Below are 25,719 nucleotides of genomic sequence, written 5' to 3' on the forward strand. Positions count from 1 at the left end.
CGGGTGGTTATTCCAGCATGAAATGCATTTGAGGTTGTTTTTCGGGGAAAAGGGTATTCAATGGATATTTTTTTTCTGAGGTATGATATCCCAAAAGCAGTTCTGCGAGTTCTCTGATATTGGTTGTGAGGACCGGTTGTGCGACTTGTCCGTCGGGTACATCGGACTCATTTCGGGGGAATCTCTTGTCAACTTTTCCATCCGCAACTATATAGAGGGCGTTGTTGCTTTCGACCAGTTCGTCATGCACGGTTATCGAAAATGATTTCCCACCATAACGCGCAGCAAACAGCGACAATAATCTTTCTGCATCAATCACACGCGCCATTCCTATCAAACTTCTTTTCTCCGGAAAGTCAAAAAGTGCCGCCTCCTCTATCATGGCACGGAAATCATCGAATGATTTCTGTATGGTCATATCATTTTGCCGGAAAAAATTATCGAATTCCCTGGAGGCTGCAAGCAAGTCGCCCGGATGTTTTTCAATCAACGCTTTTAACGACGGCAACTCCCCCTCTCCGGTATCGAAAGTCTGTGCGAAACCATACCGATCATAGAATTTCAGTAACCACTCTTCCTGGGGAACAAGCAACATCAGTGGCACATCCCTATGGGCTGCCTCTTCAAAACTCCTGACCAGCAGTTGCCGCACATATCCCTTTCTCCGGTATTGGGGGAGGGTGGAAACACCGGAAAGGTAAATAATGGGGATCTCCGTTCCACAAAAGGTAAAGCCATAAGAGAGCATTTGTAAAGATGCGACTACTTTTCCTTCTTCGACATACACCAGGGTATTTTCGTCATGGTATTTGTGGCGAAAGTAGGCTTCCATATAGTCATCCGGATCGCCGAAGACGGTTTTCCACATCCTCCGCACCTGCGGTCTTGTTATTTCATCGGCAAAACGGATCATGCTACTCGGTTGTTATTCGATTGTTATTCGGTTGTTATTCAGTTGTTATTCAGTTGTTGTTCGGTTGTTATTCGGTTATAGTTCGGTTGTTGTTCAGTTGTTGTTCGGTTGTATTTATCCCGCAAAGCGGGAAATAACATGAACGAAGTGAATGAATAACTATCGAATAACGCGAAGCGAATAACTACTGAATTGGCGAAGCCGAATTATTTAAATCTCGCGTTGTATTTTTCGAGCAAAATATCAGGATGATAAGACAACTTGGCCCGACGAAGATTTTCCATCCCCATATCCTCCTCCCTGTTCACGTAAAGGAACTGCGATGCCTCATTTTCCACAAATTGCTGATTAATGATGGTATAAGCACCATGAATGTCGGTAAATGCTTTTTCCACATGCACCACGATGGTGTCCAGTGTAAGTTGTTCGGCGATAGTAAAGGCGGCTATCTCGTTATCCACACAGATCAACCCTCCTATCAGGTTGAGATATTCAAAATTATCGAGCATCAGTGTAGTGGCATAATCATCATAGACCAGCGACGGGTCTTTTTCCTCCTTATGCACTTCCATCCACTGCTCGAGCATATTTTTACACTCCTTCACCATTGAAGGGTTACCGGTAAGGGTATGATATTTCCAGTTATTTTCCCGTTTGAACCGGTTGATATGGTTTCGTTTGCTTTGCAGCTTTTTGCCTTTAAGGCCGATCAGTTTTTCGGTCGTGTAGATATAGTCGGAGACAGACCTGTTCAGTTTGTAGTCGAACCGCCCAGGCATCACCGCTTCAATCCCGGCAATCATCTCTTTGGTCAACCCCCTCATCTGGAAAGGTGAATTGAATGATAAATGATCTTCCTGAATAAGCGCAATGGCCACTTTTAAATCTCCTGTGCCAACCGGTTTGAGATAAGAATTCCGACCGTTATTATCTTTAAACCGGATAAACAACCAATCGGGTGTGGTGGCAAATTGAGTGTCGAATTTTCTCCCCCAGCAATATAAATTGGCAAAGCAGAGATCTGACGCCCTGTAATTCTGTTGCCGGAGGTAAGAGTTAATAATATCTTTGTCTTTTAATTCAAGCGATCTAAATGTCAGCATAAGGAGATACTTTTCGTTTCCTATTTATTTTTGGGTGAACAACCAACCGGCTGAAAAGTTTAAAAGAAATCCGCTCAAAAGGGACTCCGTTCTTAAAATGGCTTGAAGCCTACTATCTCCCTTACCGCATTTATGGTTTTTCGGGCGCTTTCCCTGGCTTTTTCGGCTCCTTCAAGGGTCACTTTACGCAAGTAAGCGTCATTTTTTTCTATATCCAGGATCCGTTCACGGATGGGAGCAGTCACTTTGATAATATCTTCGGCCAGTTGCTTTTTCAGTTCACCATAACGGATGGTGCAGGAATTCCATTGTTCATCGTAGTATTGCACTACCTCGGGGGAAGATACCACGCGAAGGATAGTAAAAAGGTTTTCTATATAATCAGGTTTTACAGAATCGGGTTCGGTTGGACCGGCGTCGGTCAGCGCCTTTTTCACCTTCTTCTCGATCTCTTTAGGGCTATCACTCAGATAGATGGCATTTCCCTCCGATTTCCCCATCTTCCCGCTGCCGTCCAGTCCCGGAATTTTCACCAATTCTTCTCCGAAGTTATAGGCCACCGGTTCCTTGAAATATTCCACCCCATAGAAATAATTAAAACGGCGGGCAAAGCGGCGGGTCATTTCGAGGTGTTGTTCCTGGTCTTTTCCCACCGGCACCTTATCTGCGTTATGGATAAGGATATCGGCCGCCATGAGTACAGGGTAAGTCAGCAAGCCGGAATTTACGCTGTTCTTATTGTTTTCATTAAAGATCTCCCTTTCAACGTCGCCTTCCTCCGTATTCATGCGGTCGATATGCAGTTGTTGGCGCGCTTTGTCTTTAAAGGAGGCTGTACGCATCAATTCACCTATCCCCACGTGCATGTTGAGGTAAAGATACAATTCTGCCGTTTCATGCAAGTCGCTCTGAACATAAATCACCGATTTTTCGGGGTCGATACCCGCAGCCAGGTAATCCACCAACACGTTCTTTACATTCTCATGCAACATTTTCGGGTCGGGATGCGTGGTGAGGGAGTGTATGTCAGCTATAAAGAAATAACACTTGTTTTCCTCCTGCATCCTGATAAAGTTACGCAGCGCACCGTAATAATTCCCCAAATGCAGTTTTCCGGTAGAGCGAATACCGCTTAATACTATATCCATAATGATTCAATATCGTTTTTGTTGAACATGCAAAGATAACAAAATATCAGCAATTGAGGGCGCCTGCTCCGGCAAAGAACAATTAAAGAAATATTTCATTAAATTGTACTGGGAAAACAGATAAAAAGTTGTACTTTTGTAGTGCTGAACAAAGGTTTTATTTCGGCAACAGCAAAACCGGGACATAAAAAATAATACATCAAAATAATTTAAAAAAGAGAACTTTATGAGTTGGCTAATCAAATCATCTATCGGGCGGAAATTTGTCCAAAGCATTTCCGGCCTTTTTCTGATTCTGTTCCTGTTGTTTCACATGTCGATGAACTTTGTATTGCTCTTCAGCTATGAGACATACGATTTCCTCGCCAATGAAGTCCTCGGTGCGAACTGGTGGGCTATTGTCGGGACCGGGGTCATCGCGGCAGGTTTCGTGATCCATATTATCTGGGGAATTATCCTCACGATACAGAACCGCAAGGCACGTGGCAAAGAGAGGTATGCTTCCGCCAGCAAGACCAAAACTACCTGGTCTTCGCGAAACATGCTCGTCCTGGGACTGTTTTTATTGTTTTTCCTGATCGCGCATCTTCTTCAATTCTGGTATCAGATGCAGTTCAAGGAGTTGCTGATGATCGACGGTGCACGGCATGACAGCGCCCAATTGGTAGCAGAAGTATTTTCCAATATCTGGGTTGTGATCTTCTATGAGTTGGCTTTCGTGGCGCTGTGGTTCCATTTGATGCATGGTTTCTGGAGTGCGCTTCATTCAGCCGGAGTGAACAACGGTGTCTGGATGAAGCGACTAAAAGGACTTGGACATGTGGTATCGACCGTTATTTGCCTGGGATTTGCTGTTGTGCCCATAGCAGTCTACCTCGGATACTCTAACCTATTAGGATAACTAAAAGCAATTGAATATTATGAACAAGATAAATTCCAAAATACCCGAAGGACCTCTCGCCGAGAAGTGGAGCAATTACAAGAACCATCAAAAGTTGGTGAACCCGGCCAATAAGCGCCGTCTCGATATCATTGTCGTAGGTACCGGACTGGCCGGTGCATCGGCAGCCGCCTCATTGGGCGAGATGGGTTTCAACGTACTGAATTTCTGCATCCAGGACTCTCCCCGCCGTGCACACTCAATCGCAGCACAGGGAGGTATCAATGCAGCCAAGAACTATCCGAACGACGGTGACTCCGTCTACCGCCTGTTCTATGACACAATCAAAGGGGGTGATTACCGTGCCCGCGAAGCCAATGTATACCGTCTGGCGGAAGTATCGAACAGCATTATCGACCAGTGTGTGGCACAGGGAGTTCCTTTTGCCCGTGAATATGGAGGTCTGCTCGACAACCGCTCGTTCGGTGGCGCGCAGGTTTCCCGTACCTTCTACGCCCGCGGCCAGACGGGGCAACAGCTCTTGCTGGGAGCCTATTCAGCTTTGAGCCGTGCCATCCACAAGAAACAGGTAAAACTTTATACCCGCTACGAGATGGTCGATTTAGTGATTATCGACGGTCGCGCGCGGGGTATTATCGCCCGCAACCTGGTCACCGGAAAACTGGAACGTTTTGCCGCCCATGCCGTGGTGATTGGTACCGGCGGATATGGCAATACTTTCTTCCTGTCGACCAATGCGATGACGTCCAACGGCTCGGCCGCATGGCAGTGCTACAAAAGAGGGGCTTATTTTGCTAATCCCTGTATGGCACAGATCCACCCGACCTGTATCCCGGTACATGGCGAATTCCAGTCGAAACTGACCCTTATGTCGGAATCGTTGCGTAACGACGGGCGCATCTGGGTACCCAAAAAGATAGAAGATGCCCAGGCTATCCGTGAAGGAAAACTGAAACCAACCGACCTCAAGGAGGAAGACCGCGATTATTACCTGGAGCGCCGTTATCCGGCATTCGGAAACCTTGTGCCGCGTGACGTGGCATCACGTGCCGCCAAAGAACGCTGCGACGCAGGTTATGGAGTGGGCACCACAGGTCTGGCGGTTTATCTCGATTTCGCCGAAGCTATCAACCGCCTCGGCAAGGACGTGGTGGAAGCCCGTTACGGCAACCTCTTCCAGATGTATGAAAAAATCGTGGACGACAATCCATACAAAACACCCATGATGATTTATCCCGCCATCCATTATACGATGGGAGGCATCTGGGTGGATTACGAACTGATGACCAGCATCCCCGGACTGTTCGCCATCGGTGAAGCCAACTTCTCCGATCACGGGGCCAACCGCCTGGGAGCATCGGCACTGATGCAGGGTTTAGCAGACGGATACTTCGTGCTTCCCTACACCATACAAAACTATCTTTCCGACCAGATCGGTGTGCCCCGCTTTAAGACCGATGCGCCGGAGTTTGAAAAGGCCGAGAAAGATATCAACGACAGGATCGACCGCCTGATGAGCATCAAGGGAAAACACTCGGTGGATCACATCCACAAGGAGTTAGGCCATATCATGTGGGATTTCGTCGGCATGGGTCGTGACGCGGAAGGGTTGAAAAACGCCATCGAGAAGTTGAAACAGGTGAAAAAAGATTTCTGGTCCAACTTACGTATTCCGGGCGATAAGGAAACGCTCAACGTGGAACTCGAAAAGGCATTGCGTCTGGCTGACTTCATCGAAATCGGCGAACTGATGGCACATGATGCCCTCGACCGTGAGGAGTCCTGCGGAGGACACTTCCGCTTAGAGCATCAAACACCCGAAGGTGAGGCGCTACGCCACGACGATCAGTTCTCCTATGTTTCCTGCTGGGAATACCAGGGAGAAGACAAAGATCCGGTGATGTACAAGGAACCTCTTGATTATGAGTTTGTAGTTCGTCAACAAAGAAACTACAAATCGTAAACGCGGATAAAAACGGGTAAACTTTAAAACAACAAAACGATCATGGATAAAGATATCAACATAAAAGTAAAAGTCTGGCGCCAGAACGGACCGAAAGAAAAAGGGCACTTCGAAACTTACCCACTGGAAAATATCTCACAAGGGAGTTCATTCCTGGAAATGCTCGATATCCTGAATGAACAACTGATCAACGAAGGTAAAGAACCGGTGGTATTCGACCACGACTGCCGCGAAGGCATCTGCGGTATGTGCAGCCTCTATATCAACGGGCACCCGCACGGGCCCGACCAAGGGATTACTACTTGCCAGCTCCACATGCGCCGCTTTGATGACGGCGATACCATCACCGTGGAACCATGGCGCTCTGCCGGATTCCCTATCATCAAGGACCTGATGGTAGACCGCTCGGCATTCGACAAGATCATCCAGGCAGGCGGTTATGTGTCGGTCAATACCGGTGGCGTACCCGATGCGAATGCCATCCCTATTCCGCGTGACGATGCCGAAATGGCAATGGACGCAGCGGCTTGTATCGGCTGCGGAGCCTGCGTGGCAGCCTGCAAGAACGGCTCAGCGATGCTCTTCGTATCGGCCAAAGTAAGCCAGCTCGCCTTGCTTCCGCAAGGACGCGTGGAAAGGAAACAGCGTGCCAAGGCGATGCTGGGCAAGATGGACGAACTGGGCTTCGGCAATTGCACTAACACCGGCGCCTGCGAAGTGGAATGTCCTAAGAACATCTCTATCACCAACATCGCACGGTTGAACCGAGAGTTTTTGAGAGCGAAATTTGCCGATTAATTTTCAGAATAAAGAGTAAAGAACAAAGAATAAAAATAAAAAGCGTTTATCTCTTGTAACAAAGAGGTTAAACGCTTTTTATCTAATGTATGCCTCTTGCCTTTTCAATTACTTTTAGAAGAAGAAACGTGTATTCCGGCCAAAAACCTTTTTTCAATCGAAAACAAACCCGGTTATATAAACGTTATGAAAATGGTATTAAATTTTAGAGAATTATTCTCACTAACTGAATTTAAAAAATGAAGACAAAAAAATTATTCAGCAGTCTTATCCTGCTCCTGATGATTGCAACGGCTACCAACGCGCAGGTGCGCTTCGGATTAAGGGGTGAAGTAGGACTTAACAAACCGTCTTTCTCGAAAGATATAGTTGAAGTGGAAAACCTCACCGGGTTCAAATTGGGTCCCACGGCCGAATTTCAACTGCCTCTCATTAACCTGGGCATTGAAGGATCACTTTTATACAGCAACGACAAGATGAATGTGACAGGCATCTCCGAAGGGGGAGTTCAAAGCACAGTCCAGAAAGTGTCCAACCATTATCTGGAGATTCCGGTGAACCTGAAATACAGGTTTGGGTCCATCTTACCGGTAAAAGTCTTTGTGGCCGGTGGCCCCTATGCCCGTTTCCTCCTATCAGGAGATGACGTGAAAATCAGCGACGCCACAGAGAATATAAAAGCTAAAAACTTCGAGGCAGGGATTAACCTGGGAGCGGGTGTCGAGATTTTCAGTCGGCTGGCAGTAGGCGTACAATATGGGTTTATCCTTACGGACAACTACGGGACGGACAAACCCGAATGGAAAGACGCGCTCAACGGTAAAGATGGCACTTGGGCATTGACCGCGACTGTATACTTCTAATTGCATGTATGCCGATGTAATATTGCCGCTTCCCCTTTCCGGCCTGTTCACCTACTCCGTCTCCGCGGAAATGCAGGACAAGATCAGGAGAGGGATGAGGGTAACCGTCCCATTCGGAAGACGAAAATATTACACCGCAGTTGTAGCAAAGGTACATCGGCAACCACCCGGGAATTTCACCATCAAGGAGATCCATTCTCTTATCGATCCGGCACCTGTTGTCACTGAGCGACAGTTGGAATTGTGGGAGTGGATCTCCTTTTATTATCTCTCCTCGCAAGGTGATGTCTGTAAGGCGGCCCTTCCTTCCCCGATGATGCCGGCGGACATGGAAAGGGGCTACATCCAGAAAAGTGAGGAACAATTCCGGCTAAACCCGGCACTCGATGACGCCGATATTTCCGCTACCATTCAAAGAGCCCCCAAACAGCAAATCCTGCTGGATGAGATTATGTGGTTCCTTACTGAACACGAAAAGGACAGTCTCAGCAGGAAAGAGGTAAAAGAACTGAATGGATATTCTCCCGTAGCACTGAACGGTCTGATTAAAAAGGGAATATTATTCCCTTTCACAGTAGAAAAGAGCCGCCTCCACCGGGAAACCACGTCTAACCGCACCCCCTACCCTTTGAGTGAAGAGCAACAGAAGGCACTGGATGCTATTCAACACAGTTTTTCCGATAAACAGACTGTCCTTTTACACGGAGCGACCTCCAGTGGAAAGACGGAGATCTATATCCATCTTATCGATCAACTACTCAAGGAGGGGAAGCAGGTACTCTACCTGCTTCCGGAAATTGCTTTGACTACACAGTTGACCCTCCGTCTACAGAGTGTTTTTGGAGATAAGATAGGTATTTACCATTCCGGGATCGACGATCAGGAACGGACCGAGATATGGCAAAAGATGTTATCCGAAACGCCTTATGAAATCATACTGGGTGTACGTTCTTCCCTTTTCCTCCCATTCCGGCGGTTAGGGTTGGTGATTGTGGATGAAGAGCACGAAACAAGCTATAAGCAGCAGGATCCTTCACCCCGCTATCATGCGCGTGACACGGCTATCATGCTGGCGCACATATCGGGAGCAAAAACATTGCTGGGTTCGGCAACTCCTTCCATTGAATCCTATTATAATGCTCAAACCGGAAAATATGGTCTGGTAACGCTGGACGAACGTTTCGGCAAGATCGAGGCCCCCCTGATCAGGTTGCAAAACACCAAGGATCTGCGCCGGAGAAAAAAAATGAAGAGCCTGCTTGCGCCGGTGTTGATGGAAGAGATCAATACCGCACTCGAAAACGGGGAACAGGCCATCCTCTTTCGGAACCGTCGCGGTTTTGCCCCCATGGTAGAATGTACGGCTTGTGCATGGACCCCTAAATGTAATCACTGCGATGTAACGCTTACCTACCACAAAAAGATACATAGTTTGGTATGCCATTATTGTAACGCGACCTATCCCTTGCCCGCGGAATGCCCTTCGTGTCACGAGGGAGAATTAAAAACTCTCGGAACGGGTACGGAACGGCTGGAGGAGGAAGTGTCACAACTTTTTCCGGGTGCGATAGTAGGGCGAATGGACAGCGACACCACACGCGCCAAGGATTCATTTGAACGCATCATCCACGATTTCCAGGAGAACCGTATACAGGTATTAGTGGGCACGCAAATGATTTCCAAGGGACTCGATTTCGAAAATGTGCGGGTAGTGGGAATTATTGCTGCGGATTCGATGTTGAACTATCCCGACTTCCGCTCCCATGAGCGGGGTTTCCAGTTGATGCTCCAGGCGGCAGGCCGTGCAGGTCGCAGGGATAAACAGGGAATGGTTATCATTCAGACTGCCGATCCGGAACAACCCATCTACCGGTTTATCACCCGAAATGATTACGTGGGTTTTTATCAATCCCAAATTGCGGAGAGGAAGCTATTCAAATACCCTCCGTTTACCCGTTTGATCTCCATTGTACTGAAACATAAAGACGAACATAAGGTAGAATATGGCGCCACCTCTTTTGCCCGATTATTGAAAAAATCATTAGGCAATAAAGTGTTGGGACCTAACAAACCCGTAGTCAGCCGTATTCAACAATTGCATATCCGTGAAATCTTACTGAAAATCGACCACGCCACCTCACCCACCCAGGTAAGAGAATTAATAAAATCGACCGAGTCACGCCTTCGGAAAAACAACGACTTTAAACAGATACTTCTATATTACAATGTGGACTCGATTTGATTCGGTGGTTATTCAGTGGTTATTCGATTGTTATTCGGTGGTTATTCAGTTGTTATTCAGTGGTTATTCGGTTGTTATTCAGTGGTTATTCGGTGGTTATTCAGTGGTTATTCGATTGTTATTCGGTGGTTATTCGGTAGTTATTCGGTAGTTACGTGCGAAGCACGAATAACGCACGAAGTGCGAATAACAGCGAAGCTGAATAACATGCAGAGCATGAATAACAATTGAATTGGCAAAGAGAATAAAAAAACCGATACCCCATTGAGAGTACCGGTTCTTATTTTGCTTTTCATCCCGTTATTACGGAACCTTATTTCATTTCAATTTCTTCTTTCAGGTCTATTTCGTTTCCTTCCTTGTCATAAAATTCATACTGCAGGAACCCGAGTTTCTGGTCGGGGATGATTTTCATACCCACATTGAATTTCTTTTTCCATTTGTATTTCAACGAAAAAAGACCCTTCTGAACATAAGCTGCCACATAAGGATGTATGTGCAGACTGAATTTCTTCACTTGTAACTTGGTCACTAAATAATCGATCTTTCCTTCCAGTGTATCTGTGAAAAGAATCGACGACTTTATCTTTCCTTTACCAAAGCAGGTGGGGCAAACCTCGCTTGTGGCAATTTCCATCTCGGGACGGACACGCTGGCGCGTAATCTGCATTAGCCCGAACTTACTCAATGGCAGAATGTTATGTTTGGCCCTGTCTTTTGCCATCAACTCCTGCATCGTGGCGAGCAATTTATTGCGATGCTCCCCTTTATTCATGTCAATGAAGTCGATAACAATAATACCACCCATATCCCTCAAACGCAACTGGCGGGCAATCTCTTCGGCGGCGGCCATATTCACTTCATAAGCACTGTCTTCCTGACCGAGTTTCGATTTGTTGCGATTTCCGCTGTTCACATCGATCACATGCAACGCTTCGGTATGCTCAATAATAAGATAGGCACCATTTTTGAATGTCACAGTTCTCCCAAAGAGCGATTTAATCTGTTTGGTAATGCCGAAATTATCTAAAATGGGGAGTGCTCCCTTATATTCCTTGACCACGTTCTTACGGTCGGGAGCAATCACACTCACATAATCGGCGATCTGCCGGGCCACTTCCCGGTCATTGACATGTATCTGTTCAAAAGAAGGACTGAAAATATCGCGTAACAGCGCTACAGTACGCCCCGTTTCCTCGTAAATCAACGAGGGCGCTTTGGCTTTCTGTATCTTGCCGATATTGTCTTCCCATCTCTTTATCAGTACTTTCAGTTCTGCATCCAGGTCAGCCACCCGTTTTCCTTCGGCATTGGTACGTATGATCACACCAAAGTTCTTCGGTTTGATGCTCTGCATTAACTGCCTCAACCGGGCACGCTCCTCGCGCGATTTAATTTTTTGTGATACCGATACCCGGTTGATAAATGGAATTAATACCATAAACCGTCCCGCGAAAGATATTTCGGCCGTCAATCTCGGACCCTTCGTTGAAATAGGCTCTTTGGCAATTTGCACCAATATCTCCTGCCCTGGTTTCAATATATCCGCGATAGACCCTTCTTTTTCAATCTCGGGCTGCAACTTCATCTTCTGGAGCTGCGGTACCTTCTTCTTGTCTTCAACCTGTTTCTGAAAAGAGAGCACAGAGTTGAATTCAACCCCTAAATCCAAGTAGTGAAGAAAAGCGTCCTTTTTATGTCCCACATTCACAAATGCAGCGTTGAGCGCGGGCATTAGTTTTTTAACCTTGCCCACATAGATGTTTCCAACCGCAAATGAACCATCCTGGCTCTCCTGTTGCAATTCTACCAGTTTTTTCTCTTCGAGAACCGCAATGGTAATTTCTTTGGGTTGAACATCCACAACAAGTTCGCTTGTCACAATTGTTCGTTTTATAAATTAATTTTCAATATTTTAGGCTTCTGTCGTCACAACAGAAAGGCGGTTCTCGCCAGAACCATCGCCCTGTTTCATACACAAAGAACAAACTTAATAGCCAATTGGTTCTTTTAAGTTTGTTCCTCTATGGTTGAGTAAAAAAAGTCAGACGGCTATTTCTTCTTCTTATGCCTATTCTTTCTCAATCTTTTTTTACGCTTGTGTACAGACATTTTATGCCTTTTCCTTTTTTTTCCGCTTGGCATATGCTTTTTCTCCTTATTTAATTAGTATGTTATTTATCACCTTTCACCTGACTTACAAAAGTCTTAGCCGGCTTGAAGGCGGGAATATTATGTTCGGGGATGATGATAGTCGTATTTTTGGAGATGTTACGGGCTGTTTTCTGTGCTCTTTTTTTCACGATGAAACTTCCGAAACCTCTGAGGTATACGTTTTCGTTATTTGCCAAAGAGTCCTTTACAACTTCCATGAAAGACTCAACTGTTGCCAATACCGATGCCTTATCTACGCCGGTCTTTTTCGCAATTTCATTTACAATGTCTGCTTTAGTCATTTTATCTATATTTTAATATTAATAATATTCCCTTAGGGTAATTGAATAGTAAAATTTTGGACTGCAAATATATAGCTTTTTTTTCAACCCCAAAAATAAATGAAAGGAATTTTTCCACTTTTTTTAGTTAGCTTTGTCAGAAAAACAAAAAGGGAGCGGAAAAAGAAATGACGAATAGAGGCAATAACTCAAAAATCACATCACTTTTATTGGACTGGTACGGAAAAGAGGGACGCGATCTGCCCTGGCGGGAAACCACCGACCCATACAAAATATGGATATCTGAAATTATCTTACAGCAGACGCGGGTCGTACAAGGGAGAGACTACTATTTTCGGTTCATCGAGAAATTTCCCAATGTAAAATCACTTGCCAACGCCGAAGAAGATGAGGTGTTGAAACTATGGCAAGGCCTGGGTTATTATACCCGTGCCCGCAATGTACATGCTGCTGCAAAACAGGTGATGGACTCTTTTAATGGTATATTTCCTTCTGCCTACTCCGATATTATTTCTCTGAAAGGTATCGGTGAGTACACAGCAGCAGCCATTGCATCGATCGCATTCAATGAGCCTTATGCTGTGGTGGACGGTAACGTATTCCGGGTCGTCGCCCGACTGTTCGGCATTACATTATCGATCCACAGTTCGGAAGGGAAAAAAATGATCAAGGAGATCGCCCAATCGTTGCTCAACAGGGAAGACCCTGGAAGATACAATCAGGCTGTGATGGATTTCGGCGCTTTGATCTGTACCCCAGCCCAACCCAAATGTATGGCTTGTGTGCTTCAGGATCACTGCATGGCTTTTGCCGGAAACCGGGTGGGCGAACTTCCTGTAAACGATCGTAAAATCTCTATCAGAAACCGGTATTTCCACTACTTTCATATCCAACATAATGGCAATACATTTCTACAAAAACGTAACGGTTCGGACATCTGGAAAAACCTGTTTGAATTTCCCCTTATCGAAACGCCTGAGCCGGCAGATTTTACACTGCTTGAAAAGACGGAACCTTTCAGGCAACTCTTCCACGGGCTATCCTCCATTTCCATCGACCACCGGTTGGCTATCAGGCATCAGCTTACCCATCAGGCCATACACACTCTTTTTTACCGTATAATTATCCCCGGTAACATTCCATATAATCCGCCGGGAGAGATCTTTAAAATTGAAAATGAACAACTTTCGGAATATCCTGTCTCAAGGTTAATCCATAAATACCTCGAAATAATTTAGTCGTCCATTATTGCTAATTACAAATAAATGCTTAATTTTGTTTTTATGGAGAAAGCTATTCTAAACCCAAAAAAATTTAAATTATGTCGGTAAACAAAGTAATCTTAGTAGGGAATGTAGGAAGAGACCCGGAAATGAAGTATTTTGACAATGATGTTGCAAAAGCGAATTTCTCGCTTGCAACCAGCGAAAGAGGTTACACAACTTCTGGCGGCACGCAGGTGCCTGAACGTACGGAATGGCATAACATTGTATGTTGGAGAGGATTGGCGCAAGTTGCTGAAAAATTTGTAAAGAAAGGTACATTGGTGTATGTGGAAGGGAAAATCCGCTCTCGTTCTTATGACGACCAGAATGGCGTGAAAAGGTACATTACCGAAGTTGTGGCTGATAATCTGGAGCTTCTGGGCCGCAGAGGAGGTAGTGAAGAGGGATTTGGAAATAGAGAACATGAAAATGGCAATAACTATTCCTCGCCGTCAGGGACAGCTCCCCGTGACGAACAGGACGAAATCTCCGATGTAGATGATTTGCCATTTTAAATAAAACATTGTAATTTTGTGGGAGAATGTTTTATCGCTTCCTATTGAAAATCAAGCGTTAAAACATTCTCTCTTTGTTCCACTAAAAAATTATCACTTGGACCCCGACCCTCTATCGTTATTACATATATACCTGACGGCAAATATGCATGTATTGCCCGATTACATCATCACGGCATTACTTCTCCTGCTTATTATCTCAAATGCAATTACATCAGGTGCTGAAGTCGCTTTTACTATCCTGAAGAAAAAATTTACCGACGACCTCCATCCCTCAGAAGATCCGAAAAAGATCCGCATCTCTGACCTTCTCAAAAAACCGGAAAAGTTATTCGCCTCCCTGGTGGTTGCCCAATTATTCCAACAGGTCACCATCACCATACTGCTTATTTGGCTGCTGAGCCGCCCATCCCTCTTCGGAGGAAACAGTATACATATTTCTGTATCGGGAATAATTGTCACTATTTTCACCATCCTATTACTGACCAATATTCTCCCAAGGCTTTATGCCTCGCAATATCCCCTACGCTTTGCAGGTAGCAACAGCCGTTTTATCCGGCTGATACACATTCTGATGAGCCCTTTTTCTTCGTTACTGGCAAAAAATGCCGCCAACTTTAACCGTACTACCCCGCAATGGCCGCATGAGATCTCGGCCAACGACCTCTCCAAAGCACTTGAGATCAGGTCTAACGAAATTACTCACGAACAGGAAAAAGAGATGTTGGAGGGTATCATCCGTTTCAAGGACAAACTGGTGGATGATGTGTTGGTCTCCCGAAGCGACATGGTGGCCATTGAGCTACAAAAACCCTTCGCCGAACTGATCGATTTTATCATTGATGCCGGTTTTTCACGCATTCCCGTGTTTGAGGAGAATGCCGATAATATCAAAGGGATTCTCTATGTAAAAGATTTACTTCCACATCTGGGTAAAGCTTCCACTTTTAAATGGCAAACACTCATCCGTCCGGCCTATTTCGTGCCCCGGACAAAACGAATTGACGACCTGCTGGAAGAGTTCCGCACCCAGAAGATTCATATGGCCATTGTGGTGGATGAATACGGCGGCACATCGGGATTGGTTACGATGGAAGATATCCTCGAAGAGATCGTAGGTGATATCAGCGATGAATATGATGAGGAACTGCCTTTCTACACGATCGAGGCAGACGGTTCCTATATCTTTGAAGGCAAAACCCAGTTGGAAGACTTTATCAAGATCACCCAATTGCCGGCAAAAGATTTCGAGGAGATGTCGGGAGAAGTAGATACCCTTGCAGGATTGCTATTGGAGCTAAAGGGTGATTTTCCAAAAAGGAAAGAGAGTTTTACTTACAAAAAACATACTTTTCAGGCTGAGGATCTAAGTAAGAAAAGGATTACCAAAGTGCGTTACATCCCTCCAAAAGTAAATAACGAGGAAAAATAAATGTTGATCAGACGAGAACATACCGATAGTGGAGGACTCCTGGGGATCTGGAAGATAGATGAATCGCGCGGGGAATTGTTGCAGCTTTTTCCGGAACATATGCGATCCGAGGTAGTTGAACGTATAAAAGCCATTCGCTCCGAGAGACGAACCATTGAGTGGCTCTCCACCCGTATTTTGTTGCTCGCCCTATTAAACAAAGAGAAAACCACTCTTAACCATACGGCAGACGGTAAACCCTATCTTGAAGACGGTACACACCATATCAGCATCTCTCATACAAAAGATTATGCCGCCATCTATCTGCATCAAAATCATCTGGTAGGAATTGATATCGAGATCCGTTCGGAGCGGGTGAACAAGGTAGCCCGCAAATTCATCGGAGACAATGAATATATCGATCCTTCACAGAAAACAGTACATCAACTATTACACTGGTCTGCAAAAGAAAGTATGTTCAAGTTGATGGAAGAAAATGAGATTCATTTCAAGCACCATCTGCATATCCATCCGTTCTCTCCTGCAACCAAAGGAATAATCACCGCTACAGAAACCAAAACCGACCGCAACCGTACTTTCAAAATCGACTACGAAGTTCATCCCGATTATGTGCTCACCTGGATCACGGGTTGATATGTTGATTTACTGATCCCGATGAATCGGGACAAGTAGTGATGACTTGGTAATTCGGTAATTGATAATTAAAAAAGCGCTCCGAAAAATCTTCCGGAACGCTTCTATTCATAATTCGGAAAGTGAACAATAATCTATCACACGTTCAACGATACACGTTTGAATCCTGTAACCAACAATTCCTTGTCGCTTTCTTTCAGAAACTGTTCAATAGTTTTCTTGGGATCTTTCACATATTCCTGCTGAAGGAGTGTCGACTCCTTGTAGAACTTCTGCAATGAACCCTCTGCAATCCTGTCGAGCAGGTTTTCCGGTTTACCGGCTTCACGTGCTTTGTCGCGTGCAATTTCCAGTTCTTTTGCCTTTACTTCGGCAGGAATACCTTCGGGAGTCACAGCGATCGGATTCATGGCAGCAACCTGCATTGCCACGTCTTTCGCTACATGTTCATCTACTCCGGCCTTATTGAATCCAACGATAGTTGCCAGTTTGTTACCCATGTGTATATAAGAAGTAACATAAGGAGCGGTAATATATTCGTAATAACCCAATTGCATTTTCTCGCCGGTTGCACCAATCTTATCGGTAATCAGCTGAGAAACCGAACCGTTAGCAAGCTCCACAGCAAGCAGTTGGTCGAGGGTTTCAGGCTTGTGGGCGATGGCGGCATCGAGGATCTGCTGTGTCAAAGCGATAAATTCTTCATTCTTTGCCACAAAGTCCGTTTCGCATTGCAACGCCACTACCGCAGCGAAATCACCTTCCGTCTTTGCCAAGACACAACCTTCAGATGCATCACGGTCTTCACGTTTTGCAGCTACAGCCTGTCCTTTTTTACGGATTATTTCCATGGCTCCATCGAAATCCCCGTTTGCCTCATTCAGTGCATTTTTACAATCCATCATCCCCGCACCGGTCATTTTGCGTAGATGTTGGATTTCTGCCATTGTTACTGCCATATTCTAATATCTTATTTTTTTATTATATATCTTATTCATCCACTTCTGCGTCCTTCGCATATTTGCTTACCACAGCGGCTTTCATCGCTTCAGTATCTTCTTTCTTCACGCGCTCTTTCTTGGCAGCTTTCGATTTGCGTTCCCTGCGTTGCGGAGCATCTTCGTCCTGCTCTTCGGCAGCGGCGGCATCCGCTTTTTCCACTTTACGCTCATCCAGTCCTTCTTGAATGGCTTCACAAAGGAATCCAAGGATCAGGTCAACCGCTTTGGCAGCGTCGTCGTTGGCGGGAATCACGAAATCAATATTCGAAGGATCGGAATTGGTATCTACAATACCAAATACAGGGATACCGAGACGTTCAGCCTCTTTCACGGCAATTTGCTCTTTCATTACATCCACCACGAAAATGGCTGACGGAAGACGGGTAAGATCCTGGATAGAACCCAGCATCTTCTCGAGTTTTGCGCGTTGACGGGTAACCTGTAGTTTCTCACGTTTAGAGAGCGTATCAAACGTACCGTCTTTGATCATCTTATCGATGCTTCCCATTTTCTTCACGGCTTTGCGGATAGTAGGGAAATTGGTAAGCATACCGCCCGGCCAGCGTTCAATCACGTAAGGCATGTTCACGCTTTGCGCTTTCTCTTCGATCACAGGTTTCGCCTGTTTTTTAGTCGCCACAAAGAGTATTTTCTTACCTGCTTTGGCTATTTGTTTCAAAGCGGCAGCGGACTCTTCCGACTTGGCGATAGTTTTGTAGAGGTCGATGATATGGATTCCGTTACGCTCCATGAAAATATAAGGAGCCATTGCCGGATTCCATTTTCTTTTCAAGTGGCCGAAATGCGCTCCGGCCTCAAGAAGTTGGTCAAATTCTAATTTTGCCATTTTTGTTTTTTAGTTTATTCGTTTACATTCTTTTTCTAAACCGAATCGTAAGGTAAATTGGCCTTTCTATTGATGCCGGACAACGTCCTTACGATTTAGATACTAAACGTCAGCCGTCAAGCGGCTCTTTCTGACAACCGGGTGATGGATGTAGATTGTATTGACAAAGTATTAACGCTTGGAGAACTGGAATCTCTTCCTTGCCTTGGGTTGTCCCGGCTTTTTACGTTCTACCACACGGGGATCGCGGGTCATGAACCCAGCGGCCCTCAATGCGGGTTTGTCTTCAGCATTGATCTTCACCAAAGCGCGGGCAATACCCAATCTGGCCGCTTCCGATTGTCCTTTGTAACCGCCACCGTCGAGGTTGATCCTGATATCGTATTTATCCGATACGTTCAGGGTATTGAGGGGCTGTTTCACAATGAACTGAAGGATAGAAGAGGGGAAATAGTTCTCCAGATCGCGTTTATTGATCACAATCTTACCGGTGCCTTCTGTAACAAAAACACGAGCCACGGCTGCTTTGCGTCTTCCTATTGCATTTACTGCTTCCATATTATTTAAGCGTATTAATATCTAATTTTTTGGGTTTCTGTGCCTGATGGGGATGTTCATTTCCTGCATAGACATACATGTTCTTGATGATGGCGTCACCTAACTTGTTCTTTGGCAACATCCCTTTCACTACTTTTCTGAAAAGCCGGTCGGGACCCTTCGCCATCAAGTCGGCAGGCGTAAATTCGCGCTGTCCTCCGGGATAACCCGAGTAACGCAGATAAATACGGTCTGTCCATTTGTTACCCGAGAGCGCTACTTTGTCGGCGTTCAGGATAATCACATTATCGCCACAGTCCACATGCGGGGTGAAGCTTGGTTTATACTTTCCCCTCAGCAGCTTGGCTACTTTGGAACAGAGACGGCCCAACGGTTGTCCGGTAGCATCAATTTCAACCCATTCTTTCTGTGCCGTTTCTTTGTTTACAGAAATGGTTTTATAACTTAGTGTATCCACTTTAGTTGATTTTAATTAGTAAATTACTGTGAATCGATCCGCATCGCCCCTCATCCAGCCCGGCTAAGGTGGGTTTTGGCAAATAAGAAGCTATGAATCAAACTCTTAATTGATAAAAACTAATAATCGGACTGCAAAGTTACAATAATTCAGAAAATTAGCAAACTATTTCGAGGGTTTTTTAGAGTCAAGATTATTAGAACCAAGAACCAAGAATTTTGGTGTATTGAAAAATTATCCGGCTATGCAAAAAAAAGTAGGAAAACCGATGAAAATAAGTGCGTCATTGCCTCGGAACCTGTTATGGATTATCAAAAATCAACAGCTGAGACTTCCTGTGAATGGAATCCCAACATTCCGTTTCACGGTACGCAAGAAGAATGGCGGGAACATTTCCATGAGATTGAAAAGGGAGAGTTTGCACCTTGGGATGAAGCTAAAAAAGAATTTGCACAATGGAAGAAGGATTACCTCTCAAACCGGTTGAAGTAAGTACTAAGTTTCAGTCAAGCCTCACTCATATCTACGATTATAGGCTTAACGTATTTGGTTATATGAATCTACGTTCTTTATCTTTTTCCTTCAAATTTATTTTGTGCTTTGACAAAAATAGTGTATTTTTGCACCCGTAAATAAAGGCTCCGTAGCTTAACTGAATAGAGCATCTGACTACGGATCAGAAGGTTACAGGTTTGAATCCTGTCGGAGTCACGGCATAAAAAAAAGCACTTGCAAAATGTTTTGCAGGTGCTTTTTTTACAGGCAGCGATATCATTTTTCCTAAAATGATTAGCTTTAATCATTGGGAATCATTATTTTTTGTAGTTGTATAGTACGAATTAGATAGGACGTAAAATGACATGGTAGTTTCAAATACAAGCGACAATAATGACTAACGACTAATATATCCTGAGAAAAATAAATTATGCCGGACCAAAATATCGAAATCATTCAAAGCAAAATATACCAAATCCGCGACCAATCAATTATGCTCGACCGTGATCTGGCTGTTGTACGGTATAGAAACACGTGCGCTAAATCAAGCTGTAAGACGAAATATTGATCGATTTCCAGATTTCATGTTTCAGCTTACCGCAGAGGAGTTTCAAAATTGGAAATCACAAATTGTGATCTCCAATTCTATCAACATGGGCTTGCGCCGTCCACCCTACGCTTTCACGGAATTAGGTGTAGCTATGCTCAGCAGCATTCTCAACTCGAAGATAGCCATACAAATAAATATCGGAATCATGAGGGCTTTCGTATATGTTCGCAGAATGATTTTAAATCAACCCGTTAACGAAGTAAGCGAACTCAGACAAGAAGTCAAGAACCTGAAAAAATATGTAGAAGATGTGTTCGCCGATTACAATGACATAAATGAAGATACATGTACTCAACTTGAGTTAATCAACCAATCATTAGCAGAATTACAAGCAACAAATAAACTTGTGAATTCAAGGTCACGTAAGCGGATAGGATTCATTTCTTCTAGTGACGAGACAACGGAATAAATTTGGACTTTCACATTGCCCTTATCACCCACTTCAACACGCTCATTTCTCTCAAATTAATCTTAGCCGGAATCGTGACGGGTTTCTCCAATATGATGTTATGCGATGCATCCTTTTCCGGAATAAGTGTTGACAGGTGCCACGCACCTTCGGTTGAAAGAAGCACCCTGTCCGATATTTCTCCAAGAGCAAGGCGCTCCGGGAGGCTGAAATCTAACGCTGAATAAATTGACACATCTCTGAAATCAGCTTTCTTCAGCATTGCGTTTTGCGGAATAAAACCCGTAAACTCCAACCTACCGGAAGAATCCTGTCTTACCTCTACTTTCATCTCAATAGCCGGGCGATAAGGGATAAAAGCTGACATGCCGACCACCATCAGTATAGACAGCCCAATGATGGTTATACCATAACGTAGCAATACAGGGGGCACTTGCCCTATGATATTCCTGACCTTTTCACTTCGAAGTTCTATCTGTTTATTCTCTTCCATATCAGTATAAAATAGGATTACATTTTGCGAATCAATTCCCCAGTTCCAACTGGTTTTTCACCAATTCATAATATTTCTCTTTTTTTGCCGTCAACTCCTCATGTGTTCCCATTTCAACAATCTTTCCTCCATCCAGCACCACAATCTGGTCGGCATTCCTTACCGTGCTCAAGCGATGGGCCACCACAACGACTGTTTTCCCGTTATAGAACTCCGAGAGGTTCTCCACAATCGCCTTCTCGTTGTTGGCATCCAAGGCATTGGTAGCTTCATCCAAGAAGATGAATTGCGGGTTCTTATAGACTGCCCGGGCAATCAGTATTCTCTGCCGTTGTCCCTGACTGACACCCTGCCCATCCTGTCCAATTTTGGTGTTATAGCCAAGCGGCAGACGCTCAATATCCCCTGCAATATTGGCTATCCGGGCGGCATACCGTAACCGTTCAAGGTCAATCTCGTCATCCGACACGGCGATATTACGGGCGATGGTATCGGAAAAGAGGTATCCCTCCTGCATCACGGCACCACATTGGGCACGCCACCAGGTGAGGTTATATTGTTCCAAGTTCGTTTGTCCCACGGATATTTCACCCCCTCCGGGGCTATAATAACCAAGGAGAAGTTTCAACAATGTTGTTTTCCCGCTGCCGCTCGCTCCCACTATGGCAGTCACCTTTCCTTCCGGTATCACCAAGTCTATATTGTCCAGTATCCACTCGGGACGTGCGCCGTCATACTTGAAACAGAGATTTTCCATGTGAAGCGACCGGTCTTCGGACAATTCGTCCACTATCCGGTTTTCATTCTCCTCGTTCTTCTGCGTATGGATTTCGTTCATCCTGTCTAAGCTGATACTCACGTCCTGCCACTGGTAAATGAAATTCATCATCTGTTCAACCGGGGTGTTCAGCTGCCCGATGATGTACTGGATAGCCAGCATCATCCCCAGCGTAAGGTTCCCGTTAATTACCGCGGTAGCCGCCAATATGGTGACAAGGATGTTCTTCAACTCGTTGATGGCAATGCTTCCAGCCTCCTGGTTTTGCTGCAGAGAGAGGGATTGCAAGTTCACATCAAACAGGTCGGCTTGCACGTCCTCCCACTCCCAGCGTTTGCGTTGTTCGCATCCCTGCAGCTTGATCTCCTGCATACCGGTGATAAGCTGGTACACCACATTGCGGTTAATCCCCTGTTGCTCGAACATCTTGTAATCGAGTATCCGTCTTTTTTTAAGAAACACCGTGATCCACACACCGTAAAGTATACTCCCGACTAAAAACACGAGAAATATGGACAGGTTATAATACAACAAGACGACTCCGAACACCACGAAGCTGAAAAGAGAAAACAGAAGGTTGAGCGTTTGGGCCGTAAGGAAATTTTCGATACGGCGGTGATCCTCTATGCGTTGCAGCAGGTCTCCCGTCAACTTCGTGTCGAAAAATTTCATCGGCAACTTCATCAGTTTGATGAAGAAGTCGGAGATCAGCGAGATATTGATGCGCGTGCTGATGTGCAGCAATATTTTACGTCGGATAAAGTCAATGGCTGTGCGGCTGAACAACAACATCAATTGTGCGATAAGTACCAGCCATACAAACCCGATATCCTTCCCGTTTATCCCCGTATCCACCATTGCCTGTGTCAGGAATGGAAATATCAGTTGTAGTAAACTGCCGATAAACAGCCCCAGAACCAATTGGGTGAAAAATCGTTTGTATTTCAGCAGGTATTTCCAGAGAAATTTTATTCGGTTTTGCGAGGGACTACTGTCACCTTCCTGTTCATAGAAGAGGTTGGTCGGCTCTAACAATAAGGCGACTCCTTTTTCTTCACCGTTTGAACGGGTGCTGATCCAGTTGTCACAAAATTCTTCACGGGTAAAGCGTATTCGCCCCTTTCCGGGGTCTGCCACGTAAACATAAGTTTTTCCGCTCTTCCTTTTCTGTTCAATCTTGTAAACCACCACAAAATGATCCTGCTTCCAATGAACAATGCAAGGCAGCAAAGCCTTTTCTGCCATTTTATCGAAAGTGACACGTCCAGCAATGGTGTGGAAGCCTATTGATTCGGCTGCACGGCTGATACCCAATAAAGTTACCCCATCGTTTCCGATAAAAGAGTTTTCACGTAACCTGTCCAACGAATAGTCCCTGCCGTAATGTTTGGCGATCATTCCTAGGCAGGCGGGGCCACAATCCATTGAATCCGGTTGGTATATAAGTGGAAACTTGTCCATATTATTTTAAAATGTTGCTGCGTCTTTATCCTGATTTTGTATTGTCCGTTTGGTGGTGTAATCTTTTCCCTTGTTAAAATTCCAGTTTACTCCTACCAGCACCATCGATTTGTTATCCAGTATCTTTGTGTCCCGTTGATGATTTACCAGACTTCCGGGCAGCGTTTCACTGTGATAGCGTGATGGCATGAATGTCCATAGCATCGTTCCCGAGAAGGAGAGATTGCGATTAAGACGGTAACGGGCTGTAAAACTCGACTGGTTTTCATCCCTCACAAGGTAAGCACCCCGCAGGTTCATGGAAGTGAAACGATATTGATATGCGAGCATCCATCTTTGATTTTGAAAAGCTGCTTCCACATTAACCGGGCAATACCAGTTGGAGATGTTTCCGATGAGATGGCTGTTGAGTTGCTGGTGGATTACTTGCACAGATGTTTTTATAGAAAAGATATCGCCGCCAAAAGGCTTAAGCTGTCCGGACAGCATTCCTCCGTACTCCTGTCCATATACCGCATTCTCTTTGGTGCGTGCAATATACCTACTGTCAGTCTCCATGACAAAGAATTCGTTGATCGGCTTGTCGGTATAACTATACAGGAAACCGGTATTGATGCTTGCAAACCGGTTGTTGAACGTGTATATCAGCCCTCCACCGATTTCGGTCGCGTTCACAAGCATGGGATTCCCTTTTGAGATAATGTCGGGAGTAATGACCTGCGCATTATTACTTAAATCCGACACCGAAGGCAAATCTGTATCCTGGGTCAATACCAAACGCAAGGTATGCTGATAGTTTATCTGATACCCCGCCATCATCAAGGGGGTAAACACAAACCGGGTGTACTTGTTACTGTAACTGTTATTGGTGATGTATTTTGCTCCCAGGCTAAGGCGGTACAGGAATTTTCTCCTCATCCCCGAGAATTCACCATAGAGGTATTGCTCGGTATAACGCGACCGGTAATTAAAATCGCCCAACAAATTGTTGATATCCGAATCGAGCCAGTTCGCATCTATCTTGTATCCCACATTCCAACTGTCAAGCCCCCTCTTTTTCGTATAGGCCACCTCGCCGATAAGAGACTGTTTGCGATTCTCCAGTTCCATTTCATCGCTCAATGTCTGTTCTCCCGACTGCGACAGGTATTCATAAGTGTCATTCTCCACCGACGTGCGGAATAAGGTGCCCACCACATTGGCAGAAATTTCACTCTCGCGGGGTAATGACTTCCAATAATAGAGATCCACAACCGGGCTTTGAATCAAAGTACGGTTACGGTTTGTACCGGTATAATCGGTTTTCTCATCACCGAAAGTATTCCTTATAGCGGACTTCCCATCTTCGAAGCGTTTTTCGAAATTAGGCTTGACAGTAGCCTGAAAGATATAGTTATCCACTGACTGATTGGTATATTTCAACCCTATGGTGTGGGTCTGGTATCCGAATTTATTATGGTTGGAATAATGGCTTTCACGCGACTCCCCATCGAATATATAGCGGAACAAATCCTCACTCTCCCTCTTCCTGTAATGACGCCAATTCAGGGTGTAATCAAATGCAAGTTGATGACGCCCCTTGTTGTATCCGAAATAGAGATTGTCGTTGGCAAAACCGGTTGTAAATGCATGCGACAAATCCGCACCACCTCCATAACCATCGTCCAGTGAACGGGTAATCACGTTCGCCACGGCTCCCGCACCGGCGTACCGGGCCGGAGGAAAGTCGTAATATTCCACGCGCAACACCTTGTCGGGAGGTAGTAACCTCAGGTCGTTGTCTGTGGCAGCTGCACCATTGATAAGGATAAGCAATGATCCTCCCTTCACTGTTTTAAGGTTTTGCGATTGTGCATCCACCGTAAGCTCGGGAAGTTTGGTCAGGAGATCTTTGGAATACCGTGATGATCTTACATCCTGTGCCGTAAAGCTATAACTTGCCTTGTCGATATATTGACGGCGCAATTGTCCCTCCACAGTCACTTCCGAGAGCAGTTGGCTATCTTCCTCCAACTCATAATCACGCACCAACACATCACTACTCGAAGGCATAACTACCCGTAGGGATTGGCACAATGTTTTATAACCTATGCTCGAGATCACAAGCCGGTAACGACCGGTCTCCAAATTCTCGAACAGGTAATTACCATTCAGGTCACTCACTGTTCCCGCTATCATACGTGTAGTATCCGATGCGCTATATAACACCATATTAGCAAATCCCAAAGGGATGCTCTTTCCGTTTTCCGATGCTGTTAGTGCTCCCCTCATTTGTACCTGGGAAAAGATCGGTGTTATTAGGAAGAAGAGGAGAGCAGTGAAAAATATATAGCGTATCATAGCTTGTTTCTTTTATGATTACTGTATTATTTTTTGTT

The 25,719-nt window shown here is 45.1% G+C and carries 22 protein-coding genes, 1 tRNA gene and 1 pseudogene; 12 read left to right on the plus strand and 12 right to left on the minus strand.

Annotated elements, in window-relative coordinates; genetic code table 11:
- Positions 1-7 precede the first annotated feature (7 nt).
- From ABV001_RS06090 to trpS, 3 genes are all read right to left on the minus strand, one after another.
- A complete protein-coding gene (locus ABV001_RS06090) occupies positions 8-913 on the minus strand; it encodes a GNAT family N-acetyltransferase (protein WP_352421972.1) in 906 nt (301 codons plus the stop codon).
- Positions 914-1,119: 206 nt separating this feature from the next.
- Entirely contained in the window at positions 1,120-2,016 is an 897-nt protein-coding gene (locus tag ABV001_RS06095; RefSeq protein ID WP_352421973.1) for a DUF2156 domain-containing protein, read from the minus strand.
- 92 nt (positions 2,017-2,108) lie between these two features.
- Positions 2,109-3,164, minus strand: a complete 1,056-nt coding sequence (gene trpS / locus ABV001_RS06100; RefSeq protein ID WP_352421974.1) for a tryptophan--tRNA ligase — start codon at positions 3,162-3,164, stop codon at positions 2,109-2,111.
- 226 nt (positions 3,165-3,390) lie between these two features.
- Here trpS and ABV001_RS06105 point away from each other — a divergent pair, with 226 nt between their 5' ends.
- The 5 genes from ABV001_RS06105 (at position 3,391) to priA (ending at position 9,931) form a co-directional block, all read left to right on the plus strand.
- Positions 3,391-4,065 (plus strand): succinate dehydrogenase/fumarate reductase cytochrome b subunit, encoded by a 675-nt coding sequence (locus ABV001_RS06105; RefSeq protein ID WP_352421975.1) that lies wholly within the window; start codon positions 3,391-3,393, stop codon positions 4,063-4,065.
- A gap of 19 nt (positions 4,066-4,084) precedes the next feature.
- Complete coding sequence (locus ABV001_RS06110) at positions 4,085-6,028, plus strand: fumarate reductase/succinate dehydrogenase flavoprotein subunit (RefSeq protein ID WP_352421976.1); 1,944 nt, start codon at positions 4,085-4,087, stop codon at positions 6,026-6,028.
- Between the two features lie 42 nt (positions 6,029-6,070).
- Entirely contained in the window at positions 6,071-6,826 is a 756-nt protein-coding gene (locus tag ABV001_RS06115; RefSeq protein ID WP_323423781.1) for a succinate dehydrogenase/fumarate reductase iron-sulfur subunit, read from the plus strand.
- 239 nt (positions 6,827-7,065) lie between these two features.
- Positions 7,066-7,689 carry a porin family protein gene (locus ABV001_RS06120; RefSeq protein ID WP_352421977.1) on the plus strand — a complete coding sequence of 208 codons (624 nt, stop codon included), beginning with the start codon at positions 7,066-7,068 and terminating at the stop codon, positions 7,687-7,689.
- 4 nt (positions 7,690-7,693) lie between these two features.
- Positions 7,694-9,931, plus strand: a complete 2,238-nt coding sequence (priA, locus tag ABV001_RS06125) for a replication restart helicase PriA (protein WP_352421978.1) — start codon at positions 7,694-7,696, stop codon at positions 9,929-9,931.
- 313 nt (positions 9,932-10,244) lie between these two features.
- Here the strand turns inward: priA and ABV001_RS06130 are convergent, their stop codons facing one another.
- Positions 10,245-11,813, minus strand: a complete 1,569-nt coding sequence (locus tag ABV001_RS06130; RefSeq protein WP_352421979.1) for an Rne/Rng family ribonuclease — start codon at positions 11,811-11,813, stop codon at positions 10,245-10,247.
- Positions 11,814-12,105: 292 nt separating this feature from the next.
- Positions 12,106-12,387 carry an HU family DNA-binding protein gene (locus ABV001_RS06135; protein WP_298646694.1) on the minus strand — a complete coding sequence of 94 codons (282 nt, stop codon included), beginning with the start codon at positions 12,385-12,387 and terminating at the stop codon, positions 12,106-12,108.
- Positions 12,388-12,554: 167 nt separating this feature from the next.
- Here ABV001_RS06135 and mutY point away from each other — a divergent pair, with 167 nt between their 5' ends.
- The 4 genes from mutY (at position 12,555) to ABV001_RS06155 (ending at position 16,232) form a co-directional block, all read left to right on the plus strand.
- Positions 12,555-13,625 carry an A/G-specific adenine glycosylase gene (mutY, locus tag ABV001_RS06140; RefSeq protein ID WP_352421980.1) on the plus strand — a complete coding sequence of 357 codons (1,071 nt, stop codon included), beginning with the start codon at positions 12,555-12,557 and terminating at the stop codon, positions 13,623-13,625.
- Positions 13,626-13,708: 83 nt separating this feature from the next.
- The gene (locus tag ABV001_RS06145; RefSeq protein ID WP_352421981.1) at positions 13,709-14,167 is read left to right on the plus strand and encodes a single-stranded DNA-binding protein; all 459 of its coding nucleotides are present in this window, start codon (positions 13,709-13,711) and stop codon (positions 14,165-14,167) included.
- A 97-nt stretch (positions 14,168-14,264) separates the two neighbouring features.
- A complete protein-coding gene (gene gldE / locus ABV001_RS06150; RefSeq protein WP_352421982.1) occupies positions 14,265-15,599 on the plus strand; it encodes a gliding motility-associated protein GldE in 1,335 nt (444 codons plus the stop codon).
- On the plus strand, positions 15,600-16,232 hold the full coding sequence (locus ABV001_RS06155; RefSeq protein ID WP_352421983.1) for a 4'-phosphopantetheinyl transferase family protein: 633 nt from the start codon (positions 15,600-15,602) through the stop codon (positions 16,230-16,232).
- Positions 16,233-16,369: 137 nt separating this feature from the next.
- On the opposite strand, the gene tsf is transcribed toward ABV001_RS06155, so the two are convergent.
- The 4 genes from tsf to rplM all read right to left on the minus strand — a co-directional run bounded on the left by tsf (position 16,370) and on the right by rplM (position 19,095).
- Positions 16,370-17,191, minus strand: a complete 822-nt coding sequence (tsf, locus tag ABV001_RS06160) for a translation elongation factor Ts (RefSeq protein WP_352421984.1) — start codon at positions 17,189-17,191, stop codon at positions 16,370-16,372.
- Positions 17,192-17,222: 31 nt separating this feature from the next.
- Positions 17,223-18,080, minus strand: coding sequence for a 30S ribosomal protein S2 (rpsB, locus tag ABV001_RS06165; RefSeq protein WP_352421985.1), 858 nt, complete (start codon positions 18,078-18,080; stop codon positions 17,223-17,225).
- Between the two features lie 171 nt (positions 18,081-18,251).
- Complete coding sequence (rpsI, locus tag ABV001_RS06170; RefSeq protein WP_323423791.1) at positions 18,252-18,638, minus strand: 30S ribosomal protein S9; 387 nt, start codon at positions 18,636-18,638, stop codon at positions 18,252-18,254.
- Position 18,639: 1 nt separating this feature from the next.
- On the minus strand, positions 18,640-19,095 hold the full coding sequence (gene rplM / locus ABV001_RS06175; RefSeq protein WP_352421986.1) for a 50S ribosomal protein L13: 456 nt from the start codon (positions 19,093-19,095) through the stop codon (positions 18,640-18,642).
- 303 nt (positions 19,096-19,398) lie between these two features.
- Between rplM and ABV001_RS06180 the strand changes: the two genes are divergently transcribed.
- The 3 genes and pseudogenes from ABV001_RS06180 to ABV001_RS06190 all read left to right on the plus strand — a co-directional run bounded on the left by ABV001_RS06180 (position 19,399) and on the right by ABV001_RS06190 (position 20,609).
- Positions 19,399-19,587 (plus strand): hypothetical protein, encoded by a 189-nt coding sequence (locus tag ABV001_RS06180; RefSeq protein WP_352421987.1) that lies wholly within the window; start codon positions 19,399-19,401, stop codon positions 19,585-19,587.
- Between the two features lie 145 nt (positions 19,588-19,732).
- A tRNA-Arg gene (locus tag ABV001_RS06185) sits at positions 19,733-19,806 on the plus strand.
- 214 nt (positions 19,807-20,020) lie between these two features.
- Positions 20,021-20,609: pseudogene (locus ABV001_RS06190) on the plus strand (ORF6N domain-containing protein).
- Between the two features lie 10 nt (positions 20,610-20,619).
- On the opposite strand, the gene ABV001_RS06195 reads toward ABV001_RS06190, so the two are convergent.
- From ABV001_RS06195 to ABV001_RS06205, 3 genes are read right to left on the minus strand one after another with little or no spacing between them, the layout of a single operon-like run.
- The gene (locus ABV001_RS06195; protein WP_352421988.1) at positions 20,620-21,102 is read right to left on the minus strand and encodes a hypothetical protein; all 483 of its coding nucleotides are present in this window, start codon (positions 21,100-21,102) and stop codon (positions 20,620-20,622) included.
- A 31-nt stretch (positions 21,103-21,133) separates the two neighbouring features.
- Entirely contained in the window at positions 21,134-23,341 is a 2,208-nt protein-coding gene (locus ABV001_RS06200) for a peptidase domain-containing ABC transporter (protein ID WP_352421989.1), read from the minus strand.
- 6 nt (positions 23,342-23,347) lie between these two features.
- A complete protein-coding gene (locus tag ABV001_RS06205; protein WP_352421990.1) occupies positions 23,348-25,681 on the minus strand; it encodes a TonB-dependent receptor in 2,334 nt (777 codons plus the stop codon).
- Positions 25,682-25,719 lie beyond the last annotated feature (38 nt).

The sequence above is a fragment of the Proteiniphilum sp. genome, assembly GCF_040307845.1.
In the GTDB taxonomy this organism is placed as follows: Bacteria; Bacteroidota; Bacteroidia; order Bacteroidales; family Dysgonomonadaceae; genus Proteiniphilum.